The 21,484-nt window shown below is 73.2% G+C and carries 18 protein-coding genes; 10 read left to right on the top strand and 8 right to left on the bottom strand.

What is annotated here, in order from left to right; genetic code table 11:
- Positions 1-23: 23 nt before the first annotated feature.
- The 3 genes from ACN260_RS19595 to gmd are packed head-to-tail and all read right to left on the bottom strand — an operon-like array spanning position 24 to position 3,357.
- The gene (locus ACN260_RS19595; protein WP_422752476.1) at positions 24-1,148 is read right to left on the bottom strand and encodes a DegT/DnrJ/EryC1/StrS family aminotransferase; all 1,125 of its coding nucleotides are present in this window, start codon (positions 1,146-1,148) and stop codon (positions 24-26) included.
- Positions 1,145-2,347, bottom strand: coding sequence for a glycosyltransferase (locus ACN260_RS19590; RefSeq protein ID WP_422752475.1), 1,203 nt, complete (start codon positions 2,345-2,347; stop codon positions 1,145-1,147). The genes ACN260_RS19595 and ACN260_RS19590 overlap by 4 nt, the downstream gene beginning before the upstream one ends.
- Complete coding sequence (gene gmd / locus ACN260_RS19585) at positions 2,344-3,357, bottom strand: GDP-mannose 4,6-dehydratase (RefSeq protein WP_422752474.1); 1,014 nt, start codon at positions 3,355-3,357, stop codon at positions 2,344-2,346. The genes ACN260_RS19590 and gmd overlap by 4 nt, the downstream gene beginning before the upstream one ends.
- Before the next feature lie 181 nt (positions 3,358-3,538).
- Here gmd and ACN260_RS19580 point away from each other — a divergent pair, with 181 nt between their 5' ends.
- Together ACN260_RS19580 and wecB are read left to right on the top strand one after the other, a co-directional pair.
- Positions 3,539-4,780 carry a glycosyltransferase family 4 protein gene (locus tag ACN260_RS19580; RefSeq protein ID WP_422752473.1) on the top strand — a complete coding sequence of 414 codons (1,242 nt, stop codon included), beginning with the start codon at positions 3,539-3,541 and terminating at the stop codon, positions 4,778-4,780.
- A 64-nt stretch (positions 4,781-4,844) separates the two neighbouring features.
- Positions 4,845-5,969 carry a non-hydrolyzing UDP-N-acetylglucosamine 2-epimerase gene (gene wecB / locus ACN260_RS19575; protein ID WP_422752472.1) on the top strand — a complete coding sequence of 375 codons (1,125 nt, stop codon included), beginning with the start codon at positions 4,845-4,847 and terminating at the stop codon, positions 5,967-5,969.
- Here wecB and ACN260_RS19570 read toward each other — a convergent pair.
- Positions 5,898-6,629, bottom strand: coding sequence for a NeuD/PglB/VioB family sugar acetyltransferase (locus ACN260_RS19570; RefSeq protein ID WP_422752471.1), 732 nt, complete (start codon positions 6,627-6,629; stop codon positions 5,898-5,900). The genes wecB and ACN260_RS19570 overlap by 72 nt on opposite strands.
- Positions 6,630-6,864: 235 nt before the next feature.
- Here ACN260_RS19570 and ACN260_RS19565 point away from each other — a divergent pair, with 235 nt between their 5' ends.
- Together ACN260_RS19565 and ACN260_RS19560 are read left to right on the top strand one after the other, a co-directional pair.
- Positions 6,865-8,073: a glycosyltransferase family 4 protein gene (locus ACN260_RS19565; RefSeq protein WP_422752470.1), complete on the top strand. Its 1,209-nt coding sequence runs from the start codon at positions 6,865-6,867 to the stop codon at positions 8,071-8,073.
- A gap of 133 nt (positions 8,074-8,206) precedes the next feature.
- Positions 8,207-8,725 carry an acyltransferase gene (locus ACN260_RS19560; RefSeq protein ID WP_204961222.1) on the top strand — a complete coding sequence of 173 codons (519 nt, stop codon included), beginning with the start codon at positions 8,207-8,209 and terminating at the stop codon, positions 8,723-8,725.
- A gap of 38 nt (positions 8,726-8,763) precedes the next feature.
- Here ACN260_RS19560 and ACN260_RS19555 read toward each other — a convergent pair whose 3' ends face one another.
- A complete protein-coding gene (locus tag ACN260_RS19555; RefSeq protein ID WP_422752469.1) occupies positions 8,764-10,794 on the bottom strand; it encodes a hypothetical protein in 2,031 nt (676 codons plus the stop codon).
- Between the two features lie 235 nt (positions 10,795-11,029).
- Here ACN260_RS19555 and ACN260_RS19550 point away from each other — a divergent pair, with 235 nt between their 5' ends.
- The 4 genes from ACN260_RS19550 to ACN260_RS19535 are packed head-to-tail and all read left to right on the top strand — an operon-like array spanning position 11,030 to position 15,913.
- A complete protein-coding gene (locus ACN260_RS19550) occupies positions 11,030-11,986 on the top strand; it encodes an NAD-dependent epimerase/dehydratase family protein (RefSeq protein ID WP_422752468.1) in 957 nt (318 codons plus the stop codon).
- An 8-nt stretch (positions 11,987-11,994) separates the two neighbouring features.
- Positions 11,995-13,467 carry a lipopolysaccharide biosynthesis protein gene (locus ACN260_RS19545; protein ID WP_422752467.1) on the top strand — a complete coding sequence of 491 codons (1,473 nt, stop codon included), beginning with the start codon at positions 11,995-11,997 and terminating at the stop codon, positions 13,465-13,467.
- Positions 13,452-14,654: a glycosyltransferase gene (locus ACN260_RS19540; protein ID WP_422752466.1), complete on the top strand. Its 1,203-nt coding sequence runs from the start codon at positions 13,452-13,454 to the stop codon at positions 14,652-14,654. The genes ACN260_RS19545 and ACN260_RS19540 overlap by 16 nt, the downstream gene beginning before the upstream one ends.
- A gap of 5 nt (positions 14,655-14,659) precedes the next feature.
- The gene (locus ACN260_RS19535) at positions 14,660-15,913 is read left to right on the top strand and encodes a glycosyltransferase (protein WP_422752465.1); all 1,254 of its coding nucleotides are present in this window, start codon (positions 14,660-14,662) and stop codon (positions 15,911-15,913) included.
- 57 nt (positions 15,914-15,970) lie between these two features.
- Here the strand turns inward: ACN260_RS19535 and ACN260_RS19530 are convergent, their stop codons facing one another.
- From ACN260_RS19530 to ACN260_RS19520, 3 genes are read right to left on the bottom strand one after another with little or no spacing between them, the layout of a single operon-like run.
- The gene (locus tag ACN260_RS19530) at positions 15,971-17,440 is read right to left on the bottom strand and encodes an O-antigen ligase family protein (RefSeq protein ID WP_422752464.1); all 1,470 of its coding nucleotides are present in this window, start codon (positions 17,438-17,440) and stop codon (positions 15,971-15,973) included.
- A gap of 55 nt (positions 17,441-17,495) precedes the next feature.
- Complete coding sequence (locus tag ACN260_RS19525; protein ID WP_422752463.1) at positions 17,496-18,494, bottom strand: dTDP-4-dehydrorhamnose reductase family protein; 999 nt, start codon at positions 18,492-18,494, stop codon at positions 17,496-17,498.
- Positions 18,491-19,534, bottom strand: coding sequence for a polysaccharide biosynthesis protein (locus ACN260_RS19520; protein WP_422752462.1), 1,044 nt, complete (start codon positions 19,532-19,534; stop codon positions 18,491-18,493). Before ACN260_RS19520 ends, ACN260_RS19525 begins: the two co-directional genes overlap by 4 nt.
- 210 nt (positions 19,535-19,744) lie before the next feature.
- On the opposite strand from ACN260_RS19520, the gene ACN260_RS19515 reads away from it, so the two are divergent.
- Together ACN260_RS19515 and ACN260_RS19510 are read left to right on the top strand one after the other, a co-directional pair.
- Positions 19,745-20,554, top strand: a complete 810-nt coding sequence (locus ACN260_RS19515; RefSeq protein WP_422752461.1) for a sugar transferase — start codon at positions 19,745-19,747, stop codon at positions 20,552-20,554.
- Positions 20,551-21,480, top strand: a complete 930-nt coding sequence (locus tag ACN260_RS19510) for an NAD-dependent epimerase/dehydratase family protein (RefSeq protein WP_422752460.1) — start codon at positions 20,551-20,553, stop codon at positions 21,478-21,480. Before ACN260_RS19515 ends, ACN260_RS19510 begins: the two co-directional genes overlap by 4 nt.
- The last annotated feature ends 4 nt before the right edge of the window (positions 21,481-21,484 follow it).

Below are 21,484 nucleotides of genomic sequence, written 5' to 3'. Positions count from 1 at the left end.
GCGGGACCGGGTGGGACGAGGACTCAGCCGACGGCCGCCAGGGCGGCGCGGACGCGTTCCACCACCGTCTTGACCCCCGGCTCGGTCAGCTCCGGATACGTGGGCAGGTTGATGCCACGCCGGCTCAGGTCGACGGTCACCGGGCAGTGCGCCGCCGGATCGTGGTGGGCGGGCAGTTCGGGGATCGGCACGAAGAAGGGCCGGGTCTCCACGCCGAGCCGGTCCAGCGCCAGCGCCAGCGCGTCCCGGGAGCCGGTGTCCCCGGCGGGCCCGACCAGGAAGCAGGCCATCCACGGCGCGCGGCGGACACCGGCGAGCACCGGCTGGGCCGACAGTGCCGGCTCGTCGGCGAGCTGCGCCTCGTAGCCGCCGATCACCGCGTCCCGCCGGGCGATGATCTCGTCGGCCCGGTCGAGCTGGGCGCAGAGCAGTGCGGCGGCCAGGTTCGTCATCCGGTAGTTGTAGCCCAGCACCGGGAAGTAGTACCGCCGCTGCGGGTCCATGCCCTGGTTGCGCAGCAGCCGCATCCGCTCGGCCAGCGCGGCGTCGGAGGTGGTCACGCAGCCGCCCTCGCCGGCGGTGATCACCTTGTTGCCGAAGAACGAGAAGGTCGTGGCGTCGGCCAGGGAACCGGTCGGCTCCCCGTCGAGGGTGGCCCCGAAGGACTCCGCGGCGTCGGCGACCAGGAGCAGGCCGTGCCGCCGGCACAGCGCGCGCAGGGCCGGATAGTCGGCGGGGTGGCCGTACAGGTCGACGGCGACGACCGCCCGGGTCCGTGGCCCGATCGCCGCGGCGACCGCGGCCGGGTCGACGCACCAGCTCTGCGGCAGGACGTCCACGCAGACCGCCCGCGCCCCGCAGTACGCGACGGCGTTCGCGGTCGCCACGTAGGTCAGCGCGGGCACGATGACCTCGTCGCCCGGACCGATCCCGGCGGCGGCGAGGACCAGGTGCAGGGCGACCGTGCCGTTGGCGGTGGCCACCGCCGTGCCGGCGGCGCACCGGCGGGCGAAGCGGTCCTCGAAGTCGGTGAGGAAGGGGCCCTGGGAGGAGACCCAGCCGCTGCGCAGGGCCTCGACGACGTACCGCTCCTCCAGGTCGGTGAGGCTCGGGCGGGCCACCGGATAACGGTCGTCGGTCAGGCTCACGCGGTTTCCTCCCCGGTCAGTTCGGCGGCGAACGCCGACCGCGGCATCGGTCCCGGCCGGCCGTCGGCCACCCAGCGCAGCACGTCGAGGTAGTCGCCGCCGGTCGCCGTCCAGGTGCGGGCGGCCAGCCGGCTGTCGGCGTGCCGGGCGGCGGCGGCGTAGCGGGACCGGTCGGCCAGCAGCCGGTAGACCGCCGCGGCCAGTGCGGCGGGGTCGGTGGCCCGGAAGACGGCCGCCTCGGCCCCGGTGAACTCCAACTGTGCCAGCAGCGGTTCGGCGTCCGCGCAGGCGACGGGCAGGCCCCAGCTGAACGCCTCCAGCATGGCGCCGCTCGCCGCCTCCCACAGCGACGGGATCACCACCGCGTCGGCGCGGGCGTAGAGGGCGTTCAGCTCGTCGAGGGTGACGAACCCGGGGAAGGACACCCGGCCGCGCAGGTCGGGCTGCGCGGCGCGGGCGAGCAGCCGGCTGGCGTCCGGCTCGACCAGCGGACCGGGGCAGACCAGCCGGCACTGCGGCAGCAGCGCCATCGCCTCCAGCAGCGTCGCGTGGTTCTTGTGGGTCGCCGTCGAGGACGGGTAGAGCAGCAGGCCCGGTTCGGGGTGCGCGGCGGCGCGGTCGGGCGCGGGTTGGAACGTCGGGGTGGGGATGAGCGCGGTCCGCTCCGCCGCCTCGGGAAACAGCCGCAGCGTCTCCCGGTACGGGTGCGGCCAGGTGACCACCACGGCGTCGGCGCGGGCCACGTTCTCCCGCACCACCGCGGCGAAGCCGGGGGAGTGGAAGGCGGCCCGCAGGTGCCGCAGGTCGTGTACGACGACGACGGACGGGCCGGAGCCGATCGGGGCGCTGTGGAACGGGTGGAGCGTGACGTCCGCGCCGCGCTGCCGGGGCACCGAACGGTGCCGGACCGCGTTGACCGCCCGGCGTACGGCGACCGAGTCGCGGACCCGGGTCGGTGTCCACCGGCGCAGCAACTGCCCGGGGGCGGTGTCCGAGCGGAGTGGCTGGGTGACCTCGGCCCAGCCGATCCGCTCGGCGGGCACCTGGTCGCGCCACTGGTCGAGGGTGCCCCGCAGGACGTTCACCCGCAGCTCGCAGGTGGTGTCGGCAGCCATACCGGTGAGCAGGCCGTAGGTGAACGCCTCGACCCCGGCGGCGTGGCCCGGCCGGATGGGGGTGGCCTCGACGGTGATCCTCATCGGTCCACCCGCACGAGGCGGCCCATCCGCTCGTCCTCCAGCAGTTGCCGGTCGGCGTCCACCATGATCCGTACCAGGTCGCCGAAGAGGGTCTTGGGTGCCCAGCCCAGCCGCCGCCGGGCCTTGGTGTAGTCGCCGATGAGCGCGTCGACCTCGGCCGGCCGGAAGTAGCGGGGGTCGATCTCGACGTACCGTTGCCAGTCGAGCCCGACCCGGTCGAAGGCGGCCTGGACGAACTCGCGCACCGTGTGCCCCTCGCCGGTGGCCACTACGTAGTCGTCGGGGGTGTCCTGTTGCAGGGACAGCCACATCGCCTCGACGTACTCCGGTGCGTAGCCCCAGTCCCGGACGGCGTCGAGGTTGCCCAGGTAGAGCTTGTCCTGGATGCCGGCCTCGATCCGGGCGACCGCGCGGGTGATCTTGCGGGTGACGAAGTTCTCGCCCCGCCGGGGGCTCTCGTGGTTGAACAGGATGCCGTTGACGCAGAACATGTCCCACGACTCGCGGTAGTTGACCGCCGTCCAGTAGGCGTAGACCTTGGCGCACGCGTACGGGCTGCGCGGGTGGAACGGGGTCTGCTCGCGTTGCGGGGGCGGGGCGGAACCGAACATCTCCGACGAGGAAGCCTGGTAGAAGCGGCAGTCGACGTCGGCCGCCCGGGCCGCCTCCAGCATCCGCAGGGCGCCGAGCCCGGTGACGTCGGCGGTGTAGCCGGGGATGTCGAACGAGACGCGGACGTGGCTCTGCGCGCCGAGGTTGTAGATCTCGTCCGGCCGGATGTCGCGGATCAGCGCGGTCAACGACGCCGGGTCGGACAGGTCGCTGTAGTGGAGGAACAGCCGGGCCTCGCCGTCGCGGGGATGGACGTCGACCCGGTCGATGCGTTCGGTGTTGAACGAGGACGACCTTCGCTTTATCCCGTGCACCGTGTAGCCCTTGTCGAGGAGGAACTCGGACAGATAACTACCGTCCTGACCGGTGGTTCCGGATATGAGCGCCACTCGCGACATGGGGGTCCTCTCGGGCCGGGTCAGATGTGTTTCCGCCGACTTCCTTATACCGGCTTCAGCCCTGCTGGATGCGGGTTTCCGGCTGATGTTCGACAGCTTCGCGATAATTGCGGAACCTAGTCACGAAAAGCCTCCCCGCTCGTTGGGCCATTCAGTTTCGTGTCTTCAGCGAGGAGCGAGGATGGCCGGCGACACCAGCCCCGCGACGGAAGTCGACGAACGGTTGGCCGAAGCCGACGGGAAGAGTTTCCGGGTCCTCGTCACGGCCGGCTACTTCAGCCCCGGCTGGCGCGCCGGAGGACCCGTCCGCTCCCTGTCCGACGTGCTCGACACGGCCAGCGCCGGTGTCTCCACCGTCCTGCTGACCCGCGACCGCGACCTCGGTTGCCCCGCCGCCTATCCCGGCCTGTCCGGCACCTGGGTACGCCGGGGCCGCACCGACATCTTCTATCTCGGCCCACGGCACCCGGCGCACTGGCGGACGCTCTGGCGCTCGCTGCGTTCGGACCGGTTCGACCTGCTCTACGTCAACAGCGTCTGGTCGGTCTTCTCGATCCTTCCCATCCTCGCGGCCCGGCTCGGCCTGCTGCGGGCCGAACGCATCCTGGTGGCCCCCCGGGGTGAGTTCGGCGCGGCCGCCCTGGGCCTGCACCGGCTGCGCAAGCGGGTGTTCCTGGCCGGCTGGCGGTGGATGCTGCGGGGCCCCCGGGTGCTCTGGCACGCCACCGGCCCGCAGGAGGTCGCCGACATCCGCCGGGTGCTGCCCCGGGCCCGCATCGGGGTGGTGGCGCTCGCCGCCGGCCCCGAGCCGCACCCCGCCCCGGCCGAACTGCCGCCCGCCGACCACACCCGGCTGGTCTTCATCAGCCGGATCTCCCCGATGAAGAACCTCGACCTGGTGCTCGCCGCGCTCGCCCACGTCCGGGCCCCGGTCCGGCTGGACGTCTACGGCCCGGTCGAGGACCCGAGGTACTGGCAACGGTGCCGGGAACTGTGGGCGGCCCTGCCGGACCCGACGGTGGTCAGCTACCGGGGTGAGCTGCCCCCCGGGCAGGTCGGCCCGACGTTCGCCAGGTACGACGCGTCCGTCCTGCCGACCCGGGGCGAGAACTTCGGCAACGCCATCGCGGAGAGCCTCGCCGCCTACTGTCCGGTGATCTGTTCGGACCGGACGCCGTGGACGTCCGTGCTGCGCGACGGCGGCGGGCAGGTGCTCACCGAGCTGACCCCGGCGGCGCTGGGCGCGCTGCTCACCCGGATCGCCACCGCGCCGCCCGCCCAGCGGCGCGCGGCGCGGCTCAGCGCGGGGGAGGCCTACCGCCGGTGGCGGCTCAGCCGGCCCCGGGTCAGCGTGCTCGACCAGGCGTGGCAGGCGGTCGACGAACCGCCGCACCGGGTGCCCCCGCAGGGCCGGACGTCATGACCACCGTCGCCCCGTCCGGCCGGCGACGCCCGCAACCACCGAGACCAACCACGAGGAGACGTCCGTGACCCGGGTGATGACCGTCGTCGGGACCAGACCGGAGATCATCCGCCTGGCCCGGGTGATCGACACGCTGGACCGCACCGTGGAGCACACGTTGGTGCACACGGGACAGAACTGGGACCCGGCGCTGTCCGACATCTTCTTCACCGAGTTGGGCGTACGCCCGCCCGACCGCTTCCTACGGGCCGACACCCGGTCGCTCGGCAGCCTGCTCGGCGCGGTGCTGGTCGGTACCGAGAAGGCGATCGGCGAGCTGCGGCCGGACGCGCTGCTGGTGCTCGGCGACACCAACAGCGCCATCGCGGCGCTGATGGCCCGGCGGATGAAGGTGCCCGTCTACCACATGGAGGCGGGAAACCGCTGCTTCGACCTCAACGTGCCGGAGGAGACCAACCGCCGGCTGGTCGACCACGTCGCCGACTTCAACCTGGTCTACTCCGAGCACGCCCGGCGCAACCTGCTCGCCGAGGGGCTGCACCCCCGCCGCATCCTGCACACCGGCTCACCCATGCGGGAGGTGCTCGACCACTACCGGCCGCAGATCGAACGGTCCACCATCCTGGCGCAGCTCGCCCTCGAACCGGGCGGCTACTTCGTCGTCAGCGCCCACCGCGAGGAGAACGTCGACCACCCGGACCGGCTCCGGCGGCTGCTCGACTGCCTGTGCGCGGTACGCGACGAGTGGCGGCTGCCGCTGCTGGTCTCCACCCACCCGCGCACCCGCAAGCGGCTGGAGGTGCTCGCCGTTGACGGCACGCTGCTGGACGGCATCACCTTCCACGAGCCGTTCGGCTTCTTCGACTACGTGACCCTGCAACGGCACGCCCGGTGCACGCTGTCCGACAGCGGCACCGTCAGCGAGGAGGCGGCGATCCTGGGCTTCCCGGCGGTGACCCTGCGGGAGTCCATCGAGCGCCCCGAGGCGCTCGACGCCGGGGCGATCGTGATGACCGGCCTCGACCCGGCCGGCGTGGTGGAGGGGGTACGGGTCGTGGTCGAACAGGTGGCGGCCGGTCCGGTCGACTGCCCGCCGGACTACCGGGTCCCCGACACCTCACGCCGGGTGGTCGACTTCATCCTGTCGACCGTGCGCCGGCACCACGACTGGGCGGGCATCCGCCGCTGACCCCGGCACCACCGGCCGGGCGGGCACCCCGGCGACCACCGTGTCCGCCGGGACGTCCCGGGTGACGCACGCGCCCGCGCCCACCACGGCGTCCCGGCCGACCCGCAGTCCCGGCAGGACGGCGGCGGTGGTGCCCACCATGACGCCGTCGTCCAGCCGGCAGTAGCCGGAGACCGCGGCGAGCGGATTGACCGAGACGTGGTCGCCGAGCACACTGTCGTGCCCCACGGTGCAGTTCTGGTTGAGGTGCACCTGCCGGCCCAGCACCACGTTCGTGGTCACCCGGGCCCCACCGGCCGCGAACAGCCCCTCCCCGAAGACGCAGTCCGGCCCGATCTCCGCAGCCGGGTGCACCACCGTGGCGGCGGGCAGGCCGTACCGGGCGAGGGCCGCGTCGGTCTCGCGGCGCAGCCGGGGGTGCCCGACGCCCAGCGCCACCGCCAGACCCGCCGGACCGTCGGCGAGCCAGCGGGTGCCACCGAGGAAGGGGACACCGAGCCGCCGCACCCGGGCCACGTTCTCCTCGGTCGGGTAGTCGTCGACGAAGCCCAGGACCCGCCACGGCCGCGCACCGACCGCCCGGGCGTTGAGCAGCCGAATTACCCCGAACATCTCCCTGCCCATCCCGCCCGCGCCTACGATCACCACGTCGGTGGTCAACCGTTGCCCCCTCGGCCACGGGGAGCGCCGGTCGCGCTCCGCCCGTCACCCCCGCACGGCACCGCAGGTGTCCGCCGGGCGTGCGCGGCGGTACGGGTCGAGTCCACGGCCCGCGGACACGCCCTTCCCCTCGACTGCGACCACCCGAACGGGTCGGGCCCTGCGGCCACTGCCCGTGCGGTGTGGACATTCCTACGGGACGCCGCTCCTCGGGCGGCACGGTGAAGGTGGACCGATGGTGAACAAGTTGACAAGGCTGCCCTCCCTGGACGTCGCCGACGCGCCACGACGGTCCGTGGGCACCTACCGGGTGGTCGCGACCGCGGGGGTGTTCGAGCCGGGCTTCCGGGGCGGCGGCCCGATCCGCTCGCTGCGGTTCATCCTGGACACGCTGCCGGGGGACCTCGACGTCACCCTGATCACCCGGGACCGGGACCTCGGCTCGTCAGCACCGTACCCCGGTCTGTCCGGAACGCTGCTGCGACGCGACGGGCGGTCCGCCGTCTTCTACCTCAACCCGTGGGCCCCCCGGCACTGGGCCCGGCTGGTGCGCCACGTCCGGGCCCGCCCGGTCGACCTGCTCTACGTCAACAGCATCTGGTCGTTGTTCTCGGTGCTGGCGATCCTGGCGGTGGCGTTGCGTCTGGTCCGGGTCGGGGCCATCCTGGTCGCCCCGCGCGGCGAGCTGTCGCCCGGCGCCCTGGCGATCAGGTCGGCCAAGAAGCGGATCTTCCTGGCGCTGTGGGCGCCGCTGCTGCGCCGGCTGCGGGTGCGCTGGCAGGCGTGCAGCGGGCTGGAGGAGCGGCAGATCCAGGCCCACCTGCCGTGGGCGCAGGTGATGGTGAACGGCAACGAGAGCCCGATCCCGGCGGACCCGCCCCCACCCGTCGTCGCGCACGACGGTCCGCTGCGACTGGTCTTCGTCGGCCGGATCTCGCCGATGAAGAACCTGTCCACCGCCCTGGAGGCGGTGGCCGGCGCCACCCGTCCGGTGGAGTTCGACATCTTCGGCCCGCCCGAGGACCCGCACTACTGGTCGCGCTGCCGGCGGCTCATCGCGACCATGCCGGGACACGTCCGGGTCCGCTACCTCGGCGAACTCGCGGCGGCGGACGTCATGCCGACGTTCAGCCGGTACGACGCCTTCCTCTTCCCCACCCTCGGCGAGAACTTCGGCCACGTGATCCTGGAGAGCCTGGCCTCGGGCTGCCCGGTCGTCTGCTCGGACAACACGCCGTTCAGCGACCTGATCGCCGACACCGGCGGGATGGTGGTCCGGCCGGCGACGGCGGCCGGCCTCAGCCGGGCGCTGGACCTGCTCGCCGACCGGACACCCGCCGAACGCGCCGAGGCCAAGGTCGCCGCCGGGCGGCGCTACCGGCACTGGCGGCAGCGGCACCGGGAACCCAACGTGCTGGAACACGCCCGACAGTTCTGCCGCTGACCGCCGAGGGGACGGCCACCCGTCACCGGGGCCGGAACCGGCTCGTTGTGCCAGTGACCGGACCCGGCGTGGCCCGGCAGCCCGTGACCGTACCTGCGATCGAGGACAGCCAGTGCCCAGTCGTGTTCGTACGATGGCCCGGCGCGTACGGGACCATCTGGCCGCGTCCCGCGACCCCGAGGCGTTCGTCCGGTCCCTGGGGGTCAACCTCACCGGCCGGGTCAGGTTCTACGGGGTCAACCGGGCGATGTTCGGCTCGGAACCCTGGCTGATCACCATCGGCGACAACGTCTACGTCACCTCCGAGGTGCAGTTCATCACCCACGACGGCGGCACGCTGATCCTCCGCAAGGAGTATCCCGACCTCGACTGGACCGCGCCGATCACGATCGGCGACGACGTCTACATCGGCATGCGCGCGATGATCCTGGCTGGCGTCACCATCGGCAACCGGTGCGTCATCGGGGCCGGTTCGGTGGTCACCCGGGACGTGCCGGACAACACCGTGGCGGCCGGTGTCCCGGCCCGGCCGCTGCGTACCACCGACGAGTACCTGGAACGGCTGCGGGCCAAGTCGCTGGGCATCGGGCACCTGCCGGTGCCGGCCAAGCACGAGGCGATGAAGCGGATCTACGGCGTCCCCACCGGCTGACGCCGGGACGCGCCGACCGTCCGGCCGTCGGAGTCGGGTCAGGCCCGCCGGTAGGCGACCTGCGGCGGGGGGAACTGGTGCACCCCGGCGACGGTGATCGCCCCCAGCGTGCCGGTCACCCCGCTCACCTCGTAGCCGAACCGGTCCCCGGTCATCGCCGCCGCCGTCGAACCCAGGTTCAGCACCGTGGCGCAGCCGACACCACTTGCCCGCACCGTGGGCGCGGTGCCGCCGCTGACCTGCCACACCTGCCCGTACCAGTGCCAGCCGGCCGGCAGCAGGACGGGTGCGCCCAGCACCGACTCCTTCACCCCGACGGTGGTGACGGCCACGGTGCCGAAGTCGGCGACCGGGCCGAGCAGGGCGGGCCGGCCGGTGGCCGGATCGTGGGCGTACACGCCGTGGCGCAGCACACCGGTGCCGACCCGGGTCACCTCCACGCAGGCCCGGTCGACCGGGGTCGGCTCGGCCAGGAAGAACGGGTGCAGCAGCAGCCGCTGGTAGGCGCCGGTGCAGGTGCTCTCCACCGTGTGGCCGGACCGGACGAGGAAGTACCCGCCCCGGGCCCGGGACGCCCCCGGCAGCGGCTCCGGCAGGGCCCCGTCGGGGTCGGCACGCCACATCCCGTACCCGGGGGAGACCGGCACGGAGTACGGCACCCCGGCGACGGTGACCCGGTCGGGCACGGTCAGGTTCGTCGGGCCCACCGGGACCAGCAGCCGGTGGAACAGCTGCGGCGCGGCCAGTTCGGCCTGGGCGACCGCGCCGACCCGTTCGATCACCACGAAGTCGTCGTCGCCGGTGGAGACGACGAGTTCGGTGGCGGTCGACGGCGGGGCCAGATAGCGACGGTAGGCGGTGCCGGTCACCGACTCACCGGCGGCCAGGGTCCGCCCCCACACCAGTTGCGGGTAGTTCTTCTTCAGGCTGGAGCTGATGAACCAGCTCTTGGCGGTGGTGTAACGGGCCCGGACCGTGGGGACCCCGTCCGCGACCGGCAACAGCCCGACGGCGATGCCCCACTGCTGCACCCCGCCGCCGCTGACCACCCACTGGGTCATGCTGCTCGCCGGCATCGTCCGGTCGGTGAGCGTCGCCGGGGTGAAGTCGGTGAGGGCGGGGAGGGTGTCGATGTTGGCCCAGACCGACCAGTTCAGGCCGCCGGCCACCCCCACGTTCGGCATGAACTGCCGGCGGGAGCCGCCCGGAACCGGCGTCAGCGGCGCACACTGGGTGACGCCCGCGTTGAGGGTGAACCGGGTCAGGGCGGTCACCGTCTGGGTGACGAGCAGGCCGCCGCCGGGTGACCAGCGGTAGACGTTGGCGATCCGGCACAGCGACGGGATCCTCGGCATGATCGTGGCGATCGGGGTGCCTACGTTCGCCCGCGCCGTGTCGATCATCCCCTGGTAGGTCGGGATGAGGTAGGACTCCCGGATCACCAGTTCCAGGCCCGTCGACCGGCCGTCGGGCACCGGCCGGCCGTCGAGTTCGACGGCGACCGTGTGGGAGTGGGTGGCCGGTCGGATCTGCACGTCCGGGGTGAGACCGGTGATCGGCACGGTGGTCCGGTTGGTCGCCCCCGAGACATGGGTGAGCGGCCCGGCCGGTCTGACCCGGGCACCCTGCGCGATGCCGTCCACCACCGTGTACGGGTTACCGAACAGCAGGCTGTTGGCGTTGGTGACGGCCAGCAGGGTGAAGATGCGGGTCCCGTCGCTCCACTGCGACCCCACGTCGGCGGTCGTCTTGCCGTGGTTGGTCACGACGATCTGGTTGCCGACGTTGTAGCCGTGGTTGCCGCCGACGTACGACCAGCCGGTGTTGATCGGACAGTTGTCGTCGGAGGTGTCGTGGACGCGGGTGCCCACGGCGGACATGACCGGCCACACCTGGGCGTCGGTCGCGGTCGAGGGCACGAGGCTCACCTGTGGCAGGCCGGAATGCCACAGACCGACCATCCCCTCGGGGTACGCCAGGTTGGCCGGCATCACCACGTCCCGGGTGGCGTCGAACCGCGACCTGACCGACATCAGGGCGTTGGACCGGTAGACGATCAGCTCGGGCATCCCACACCTCCACCGCGACGCACGACGATGCTGCCACTGTGCGCGTTTTCGCAGTTCACAGCGGTTTTGGGTCGGTTCCCGGACAGCATCGTCGGCCGTTCGGCGGACCTCGGTCGGACCACCCCCCACCGGCGACCGGGATATTCGCCATCTATGGGATTAGGTTCCTATTCCTGCCGTAATGTTCTTTTTGCCTGTTCGATGACCAGGCGACGTGCGTACTCGGGGGTCGTGCATGCGCATTCTGATCACTGGTGGGGCCGGTTTCATCGGCGCCAACCTGGCCCGCGCCGCGCTCGGCGAGCCGGCCGTCAAGGAGGTCAGCGTCCTCGACGACTTCTCGGTGGGGCTGCGCGGCAACCTCGCCGGGCTGGACGTCGACCTCGTCGAGGGGTCGATCCTGGACCCGGCGGCCCTGGACGCGGCGATGGCGGGCCGGGAGGCGGTGGTCCACCTGGCGGCGCTGCCCAGCGTGCCCCGGTCGCTGCGCGACCCGCTCGCCTCCCACCACGCGAACGCCACCGGCACGCTGATGGTGCTGGAAGCGGCCCGCCGGCACGACGTCGGGCACGTGGTGGTCGCCTCCTCCTCGTCGGTGTACGGGATGAACCCGGCACTGCCCAAGGAAGAGCTGACCTGGACCCGCCCGATGAGCCCGTACGCGGCCAGCAAGCTCGCCACCGAGGCGTACGCGCTGGCGCACCAGGCGTCGTTCGGGCTGCCCACGCTGGCGTTCCGGTTCTTCAACGTGTTCGGCCCCGGGCAGCGTCACGACCACGCGTACGCGGCCGTCATCCCCCGGTTCACCCACGCCGCCCTGCGCGGCGAGCCGGTCGAGGTGCACGGCGACGGCACCCAGTCCCGCGACTTCACCTACGTGGGCACGGTCTGCGAGGTCATCCTCGACGCGGTGCGCCGCCGGGTGCACCACCCGCATCCGGTCAACCTCGCCTTCGGCGCGCGGGCCAGCCTGCTCCAGGTCCTCGACGAGCTGGAGGAGGTGTTCGGCCGGCCGATCGCCCGACAACACGTGGCACCGCGTACCGGGGACGTCCCGCACTCGCTGGCCGACAACACCACCCTGCGGGAGTTGTTCCCGGACGTCACCCCGGTGGAGCGCCGGCAGGGGCTGCGGGCCACGGCCGGGTGGCTGGCCGAGCGGCTGGCCGTCGCCCCCGCCCCCCTCCGGTGACCCGGGCCGTGGGCCGGGCAGCCGCCGGCACGGCCCCCACCGCCACCGCCGCCACGGCCGAAGCCACGGCGACCGTCGACGCGACCACCACGACCGCCGACACCGCCACGACGGCCACTGCCGGGACGACGACCACCACCGTCGCGCCCCCGGCCGGCTCTCCGGCGTCGGGGCCGAGCCGGGACCGTACCGTCACGGTGGGCATCGCCACCGCGATGGTGGCCAAGGGAATCGGCCTGGCCGCGCCGCTGGTCATGACCCCCGCCTGCTTCCGGTACCTCGGCGAGCAGCGGTACGGCCTGTGGATGGCGATCACCGCGCTCACCGGGATGGCCTGGTTCGCCGACCTGGGGCTGGGCAACGGGCTGCTCACCCGGCTCGGCCAACTGGCCGACGACCCCCGCCGGCAGGCCCGGGAGATCTCCGGCGCGTTCGCCACCCTCGGCGTGGTCGCGGTGCTGCTGCTGGCCGCCCTGCTGGTGGTGACGCCGGTGGTGCCCTGGGTGGAGCTGTTCGCCGTCGGTGACCCGGTCGTCGCCGCGCAGACCCCCACCCTGGTCCTGCTCTGCTTCGGCGTGTTCGTCGTCAACATCCCGCTCTCGCTGGTCCAGCGGGTGCAGTACGCCCGTGGCCAGATGGTGCGGAGCAACGCCTGGCAGTCGGCCGGAGCCCTGGCCGCCCTGGCCGTGGTGCTCGCCGCCATCGCCGCCGGCTGGCCACCGCTTGCGGTCGTCGCCGGTGCGGTGCTGGCGGTGCCGGTGACCAACCTGCTCAACACCGTCACCTACTTCTGGGCCTGCCCGTCGGCGCACCGGCCGGGGCTGCGACTCGTGCACCGCGACACCATCGCCGGCCTGCTCCGGCTGGGCGTGCGGTTCTTCGTGCTCACCACGATGTCGTCGATCGCGCTGAACGTGGACAACCCGCTGGTCGCCAACGTGCTGGGGCTCGCCGCGGCGGCGCACTACGCGGTGGTGGGGAAGCTGTTCGGCGTGCTGTGGGTCTTCGTCGGGCTGGTGGGCATGACGGTCTGGCCGGTCAACGGTGCCGCCCTGGCCCGGGGCGAGGTGGCCTGGGTACGCCGCAACACCCGGCGGATGGTGCTGCTCTACGGGGTGGTCGTGGGCTCGGTCGGGTTGGCGCTGGTCGGCACCGGCCACCGGCTGATCGCCCTCTGGCTCGGGTCCGTCGACCGGTCGACGATCCGGCTGCCCGTCCTCGTCGGACTGGCCGGCTGGTCGCTGCTGGTCGCGGTCACCTCCCCGCTGATCATGGTGCAGAACAGCATCGGCCTGCTCCGGCCGCAGTTCGTCGGGTGGGCGGCGTTCCTGGTGCTGGCCACCGTGCTCAAGGTCTGGGGGCTGCGCCAGTTCGGCCTGGCCGGGCTGCCGGCGGCGGCCTGCGTCGCGTACCTGTCGACCATGGTGCCGGCCGCGCTGGTGGGCTACCGGCGGGCTCTCGCCCGGTGCGGTCCGTCGTGACCGGCCGGCTGCGGGTGCTGCGGGTCGTCGGCGAGCTGAACTTCGGCGGCACCGAGATGCGTACCGCCGAGCTGCTGCCCCGGCTCGCGGCCGGCGGTGTCGACCTGCACCTGGTGACGCTCAGCGACCGGGTCGGCCCGGGGCCGCTGGCCGACGTGGTCGCCCGGCACGGCGGCAGCGTCACCGCGATCCCCCTCGACCCGCGCTTCCCGCTGCGGTTCCTGCGGCTGCTCGGGCGGCTGCGCCCGGACGTGGTGCACGCCGACTGCGCCAACTTCTCGGGGGTGCCGCTCGCGCTGGCCGCGCTGCGCGGCGTACCCGGGCGGGTCGCGCACTTCCGGGGCGACGACAACGCGACACGCACCCTGCGCCGCCGCGTCTACCGGTGGGTCTGCGGGCGGCTGCTGCGGGTCTGCGCCACCGACATCCTCGGTGTCTCGCCCAGCTCGCTCACGTTCGGGTTCCACCCGGGCTGGCGTGACGACCCCCGGTGCCGGGTGGTGCTCAACGGGCTCGACCTCGACCGGCTCCGCCGCCCCAGCCCCGACGACCTGCGGGCCCTGATCGGCGCGGCACCCGCCGACCTGGTCTGCGTGACCGTGGGCCGGGCCTCACCCGAGAAACGCCGCTGGCTGCTGCCGCCGATCCTGGCCGCGCTGCGCGACCGGGGGGTGTCCGCGCACGCGGTGCTCGTCGGGCCGGGCGACCCGGCCGACGACGAGCGGGTCCGCGCGGCGGCGGACGCCGCCGGACTCGGCGACCGGGTGCACCTGCTGGGCCCCCGCGACGACGTGGGCGGGCTGCTGCGGCAGGCCGACGTCGTCGTCCACCCGTCCTGCCTGGAGGGGCTGCCCGGGGGAGTGCTGGAGCCCGTCGCGTTGGGCGTCGGCACGGTCGCCGCCGACCTGCCGGGCGTGCGTTTCATCGATGAGCGGCTGCCCGGCGTGACCGTCGTCGGGGTCGACGCCCCGCCGCAGGTGTGGGCGCGGGCGGTGGTCCGGGCGGTGGCGTACACCGCGTCGACCGCGCCCGCGGTGGCCGCCGACCGGTTCGTCCAGAGCGCCTTCGCCATCGACACGGCGGCCAGCACCCACCTGGAGATCTACCACCGCTGGACGGTGACCCGCCCCGGGCGGGACCGTACGCCACGAGAAAGCAGCCGGCCGCCGGTCGGCTCGGGACGGTGACAGAGATGAACGAGCAGACCGTGGTCGTGGACCCGCGACCCCTGCCCGACGGCGGACCGACCGGGCGGACCGGCCCACCGCGTCCGCTGCTCGTCGGGGCCTACGCCTTCCCGCACGGTGACGCCACCTCCAACCGCCTGCTGCAACTGGCCCGGTCCGCCGCGCCCGAGGGCACCCGCACGCTCGTCGTCAACGACTGGCCCTGCGAGCTGGCCTTCCCCGGCCGGCCACCCGAGGCGGCCGGCGTCGACCTGGTCACCCTGCGCGTGCGGGGCCGGCACCGGCTCACCCGGCTGCCGGCCCGGTTGGCCCGGCCGGTCCGCGTGCTGCGGGCCGCCCGCCGGCAGGGGGTACGCCGGGGCGACGTGAGCGTGGTGCTGCTCCCGATGGCGCTGATGACGTTGGGCAACTGGACGGTCCTGCGGCTCGCGCTGCGCTGCCCGGTGGTCGTCGACGCCAGCGAACGCCACGACCGGCGACAGTTCCGCCATGGCTGGCTGACCCCGTACTACGTCCGGCACCGCTGGTCGACGTTCCTGGCCACCCGGCTGGTCGACCGCGCCACCGCGGTCTCCACCACGCTGGCCGGCTACCTCAACGGGCACGGGATGTCGGTGCTGGTGGTGCCGCCGCAGGTGGACTGCGACGACTTCCCGGCGTCCCGGCCCCCCGCGCTCGCCACCGGCCTGCGGCTGCTCTACGCCGGCACCCCCGGCCGCAAGGACATGCTGGACGTGATCCTGCGCGGGATCGGCCGGCTCACCCCGGCGCAGCAGCGCCGGGTCAGCCTCACCATCGCCGGGGTCACCCGCGAGGACGCGGCCACCCACTCCGACCTGGACGTCGCGGTCCTCGACGGGATCGAGGCCGAGGTGCGGTTCCTCGGTCGGGTCCCCCGCGACACGGTGCTGACGCTGCTCGCGGAGTCGCACTTCTCGATGCTGGTCCGCCCCACCGGCGGGTACGCGGCCAACGGTTTTCCGTCCAAGGTGCCGGAGAGCCTCGCCGCCGGCTGCCCGGTGCTGCTCAACCACACCAGCGACCTCGCCGCCCACGTGCACGACGGAGTCGAGGGGCTGGTGCTCGACGGCAACGGGCCGGACGACGTACGGCGGGGGATCGAGCGTGCGCTGCGGCTGCGTGACGGGGAGTGGACGGCGATGAGCCGGGCGGCCCGGTCCCGGGCCCGTGCGTCGTTCGACCACCGCGCCTGGCGGGACGAGGTCAGCGCCTTCCTGGTGGCCGACGACCGGCGCTGAACCGGGTGTGGACGAAGCGGTGGGCGTCCCGGTCGGGGCGCCCACCGTCGGGTGACCTCAGCGCAGGACCGGGACCGGCAGGCGGGTCAGGTCGCCGGCCGGGGCGCCGACCCACGCAGGGGTCGCCGCGGTCGGAGTCACCGTCGGGTCCGCCTCCGCCACGTCGGCGTCGGCGCGTTCGCCGGGCAGGTGCAGCAGCACCCCGGCGACCACGCACCAGAACACGTACGGGTACGTCTGCCCGGTGCCGAAGATGGCCGACTCGGTGATCTGGATCAGCAGCCCGGTGACGACGAGCCAGACCAGCCCGGAGTCGGCCCGGCGCACCGGGGAGCGCAGGGCGACCCGTCCGACGGCCAGCAGCAGCAGCACCAGCGGTGCCACGGCGGCGAGCCCCAGCTCCAGCAGCAGTTGCAGGTAACTGTTGTGCACCACGCTCACCCCGGTCCCGAAGGACTCGTCGAGGCTGGCCAGGGCGAACAGGTGGTTGCGGGAGGCGTACCCGAAGCCCAGGGTGGGCCGGTTCTGCCACCACAGGTCCACCGTGGCCTGCCACATCTCGGTGCGGCCGTTGGACAGGTCACCGCCGGTGGGGTCGGTGAAGCGCAGGACGAGCTGCCGCACCCAGGGGCCGGCGAACAGGACCGGCAGCAGGTTGAACAGGTACGCCACCAGCAGTCCCACGGCCAGTCCGGCACCCAGCCGGACCACCCGGCCCAGCCCGTTGCGCAACACGACCCAGCAGGCCCCGGCGAGCACGGCGATCAGACCGGTGCGGGACTGCGACAGCAGCAGGCAGGCGACGGCCGGCACCATGCCGAGCAGGTCCGTCCGGCGGCGGGACTGCCGGTAGACCGCCCAGCCCAGCGGCGTGGTCAGGGCGCAGACGATGCTGAGCATGTTGGGGTTGTTGTAGAGGCCCTCGAAGCGGTCGGTCCGCGACAACGCGGCGACGAGCGTGCCGTCGGTGAACCCGAGGCCGAGGCTGATCAGGGCGGACCCGCTGAGCACCAGGTAGACCATGCGCAGGTCGGCCAGCATGACCGTCCGGTCGGGCCACCGTCGGCGGACCAGGACGTGCACCAGCGCGGCCAGCAGGAGCAGCGCCACCCCCCGTTGCAGGGTCTCCAGCGGCACCACCGACCAGGTGAAGCTCACCGTGGCCAGGCCGGCCATCGCCCAGAGCGCGCCGACGAGCAGCCGGGTCCACGGGTCGACCCGCGCCACCGTCCGGCCCGGCGTGCCCAGCGCCCAGACGATCAGGGCGGCCACCGCCGCGTACCGGGGATAGAAGCTGGCCTCCACCAGTCCCGGCAGCTTGGACGAGGCGCAGACCAGCAGCCCCATGGTCAGGCCCAGCAGCCAGCGCCAGCCGTCCATCTGCTGCGCGAGCGCGAACAGTGCGACCAGCAGCAGCGCCACCGCGCCGACCGCGACCAGCGGGACGGCGACGCTGGCGACGGTGGTGACCACCACGGCCAGGACCGCCCCGACGACCAGGCACAGTTGACCCACTCGGTTCCCCACGTGATGTCCTTCGACTCCGACGGGCCGGCAGTGCCGGCGATGGTCGTTTACTGCGTCAGCGCGGCACGCCCGCCAGGCCCGGCCGGGCCGGGTCGGACGTCCAGCGTTCCCGGGCGGCGTGCAGCGCGGTGATCATGTCCGGCCAGCTCGGCGGACGGTAACCGGTGGCGCGGGCGAGGGCGTCCGCGCGCATCGACCGGTCGCAGACGAACGCGTCGTCCGGCACCAGCTCACCGGGCCATGCGTACACCTCGGCGACCAGCCGGAGCAGGTCGTACTTCGTGATCGGTTCGGCGGCGACGTGGTAGAGGCCGGTCAGCTCCGGCCGGGGCAGGACCACCGTGCGCAGCAGCCGGGCGAACTCCACGGTCGTCACCCCGCTGTAGACCGCCCGGGTGAAGCCGCGCACCTGACCCTGTTGGGAGAGGAACCAGTCGACCAGGGAACGGCGGGTGGTCAGCTCGTGCCCGACGATCGACGTGCGCAGGGTGAGCGCCGACGCACCCGTCGCCTCACCCAGCAGCTTGGAGCGGCCGTAGAGGTCGGGCGGGTCGGGCAGGTCGTCCTCGAGGTAGCCGCCCCGCCGGCCGGAGAACACGCAGTCGGTGCTGACGTGGACGAGCCGGCCGCCGACCCGCGCGCAGGCGTCGGCCAGCAGGTGCGGGAAGAGCGCGTTGAGGGTGACCGTCGGCACCGCGTCCTGCACGTCCGGCCGCTGCTTGATGACGCCGACGCAGTTGACGACGACGTCGGGCCGCAGCTCGTCGACGAGCCGCCGGACGTCGTCGAACCGGGTCACGTCGACGGCCGGGACGATGCGGGCCAGCAGGTGCGGCGGAAACCAGCCCGCCCGGTCGTCGATGCGGCGGGCGAGGCCGTGCACGTCGAGCGTCGGATCGTCGGCGAGTTCGCGCAGCACGGCGTGCCCGAGCATGCCGGTGACCCCGACGACGAGGACCCGCCGCGCCGGGTCGGCGGCCCGCCGGCCCGCCCGCTGGTCGGTGCGGCGGCGGGGCACCCGGTCCGGGCGGGCGGGGTCGGTGCCCGCGCTCAACTCGTCACCACGGCCGCCGTGGCGGCGGCGACCTGCGCGCGCACCTCGGGCAGCGTCATCAGCAACGACTCGATCTCGGGTACGGACAGCCGGCGGGCGTTGTGCGAGTGGAAGTCGGCCAGCCCGCCGTGCTCGACGTCGCCCTCCTCGAAGTAGAGGGAGTAGTTGAGGTCGCGGCTGTCCACCGGCACCCGCAGGAAGTCGCCGAGGTCCTCGGCGAACGCGAGTTCCTCCCGGCTGGCCAGGGTCTCGTAGAGCTTCTCCCCGTGCCGGATGCCGAGGACGGTGTACTTCGCCGGCACCCCGAACAGGTTGCACAGCGCCGTGGCCAGGTCGCCGATGGTGCAGGCGTCGGCCTTGCGGATGAACACGTCCCCCGGCTGGCCGTGGGTGAACGCGTGCTCCACCAGTTCCACCGATTCGGGCAACGACATCAGGAAACGGGTCATCGACGGGTCGGTGACCGTCGGCAGACCGCCGCGCAGGATCTGGTCGATGAACAACGGAATCACCGATCCGCGCGAGTACATGACATTGCCGTAACGCACGCAGCAGACCCTCGTCCGGGCTGTCGCGTTGTTACGGGAGTGCGCCTGCGCCACCTTTTCCATCAACGCCTTGGTCATGCCCATCGCGTTGACCGGATAGACCGCCTTGTCGGTGCTCAGCAGAACCAGGGTCTCCACCCCGACACGTTCGCAGGCGTCCACCACGTTGGCGCTGCCGAGCACGTTCGTGCGGACCGCCTCCAGCGGGAAGAACTCGCAGGAGGGCACCTGCTTCAGTGCCGCGGCGTGGAACACGAACTCCATGCCCCGGGCGGCCTTGAGCACGCTGTCGTAGTCGCGCACGTCACCGATGTAGTAGCGGACCCGGTCGTTGCCGAGGCGGTGCCGCATCGCGTCCTGCTTCGACTCGTCCCGGCTGAGGACCCGCACCTCGGCGGCACCGGCGTCGAGTAGTCGGGAAACCATTGTCTGGCCGAACGAACCAGTGCCCCCGGTGACCAGGAAACGCCTGTCCGCAAGCGAGGAAAGCATATCTCCTCCTGCCTTTTCCCGTCGGACCATCCTCGGGGATCACGATCTCGTCAATGGTGACCATACTGTTGCGATAACGAGACCGTGCGCGCTTCCGGTAAAGGGAGGAGCAATCACGTTTCACGTTTTGCGCGGCGGTCGTCGTCGAGTCTGCGGTGTGGCAGATGTGAAACCGCGGAACGGTCGCCGGGGAAGTGGTAGGTCTGTTCCATGTCCAAAGTTGCTGCCCCCGCGGCACGGCCGCGCGCCGGTGAGGCCGGCCCGGTGACCGGCCGGGGGACCGACCCGTCGACCCGCCGACCGTACGACAGGTGGAAGCGGCTGCTCGACGTGCTCGGCGCGCTGGTCGTGCTGACCCTCGGCGCGCCCCTGCTGGCCCTGGTCGCCCTGCTGGTGCTGGTCACCCACGGGCGGCCGGTGCTGTTCCGGCACACCCGGCCCGGCCTGCACGGCGAACTGTTCGAGGTGGTGAAGTTCCGCACCATGCGCCACCCCGACCCGGAGCGCGGGCTGGTCACCGACGCGCAACGCCTCACCCGGGTCGGCCGGTGGCTGCGGGCGAGCAGCCTCGACGAACTGCCCGAGTTCTGGAACGTGCTGCGCGGCGAGATGAGCGTGGTCGGCCCCCGCCCGCACCTGGTGCGGTACCTGACCCTCTACACCCCTGAGCAGGCCCGCCGGCACGACGTACGGCCGGGCATCACCGGGCTCGCCCAGGTACGCGGACGCAACGCCCTGAGCTGGGAGGCGAAGTTCGCCTCCGACGTCGAGTACGTCGACAGGCGGTCCTTCCTGCTGGACCTGAGGATCCTGCTGACCACCGTCCGGGTGGTGCTCACCCGGGAGGGCATCTCCGCCCCCGGCGCGGCCACCTGGCACGAGTTCACCGGCAACGCCCCGTCGGCCACCGCCGACCTTCCCGCCACGCCGACCGCCGACGGGCCGGCACCCACGGCGTCGGCCGCCGGCCACCGGCCCGGGTCGTCGGCCGCCGACCGGGACGTCGTGCGGCCCCGATGAACCGGGTGCTGCTGCTGGGCGCGGGTGGCTTCCTCGGCCGGCACATCCACGCCACGCTGGCCGGCCACACCACCGTCCGGGCCCCCTCCCGCACCCGGTGCGACCCGGCCCGGATGGAACTGCCCGAGCTGACCGCGCTGGTCGCCCGGGAACGACCCGACGTGGTGGTGAGCGCGGCGGGCCGCATCGTCGGCTCCGGGTACGACTTCGTCCAGGCACACGTCGTGGCGACCGCGAAGCTCATCGAGGCGGTGGCCGTCGCCGCGCCCGGGGCACGGCTGGTCCGGATCGGCTCGGCGGCGGAGTACGGCGTCGTGCCGCACGGTCTCGCCGTCGGGGAGGACCACCCGGCCGCACCGGTGAGCGAGTACGGGCTCAGCCACCTGGCGGCCACCCGGCTGGCCGAGCTGGCGGGCGACGCCGGCCGGGTCGACACGATCGTGCTGCGGGTCTTCAACCCGGTCGGGCCGGGGATGCCGGCGGGCAACATGCTGGCCCGGGCCACCGCGATGGTCCGTACGGCGTTGGCCGACGGCGCGGACGACATCGCCCTGGGCCTGCACGACACGTACCGGGACCTGGTCGACGTGCGGGACGTGGCGGCGGCGGTGCTGGCCGCGACGCGGTGCGCCCCCGTCGGCGGGCACCGGGTCGTCAACGTGGGCAGCGGGCGGGCGACGGCCACCCGCGACGTCGTCCGGCTGCTGGCCGACGTGGCCGGGTTCACCGGTCGGATCCGCCCCGGCGGCTTCCCGCCCGACGCCACCCGCTCGGCCGCCGTGCCCTGGATGTGCGCCGACGTCGACCGCGCCCGCCGGGTGCTCGGCTGGGCCCCCGCGTACGACCTGACCGCGTCGCTGCGCGCCCTGTGGCGGGCCGACGGCGAACGATCGGACCGGCCGGTGGCCGGCGTGGCGGCGGGGTGAGGCG

Origin of the sequence: Micromonospora sp. WMMD708, from assembly GCF_049315245.1 — a bacterium.
Taxonomy (GTDB): domain Bacteria; phylum Actinomycetota; class Actinomycetes; order Mycobacteriales; family Micromonosporaceae; genus Micromonospora; species Micromonospora wenchangensis.
This window is presented reverse-complemented; position numbering and strand designations above follow the sequence as displayed.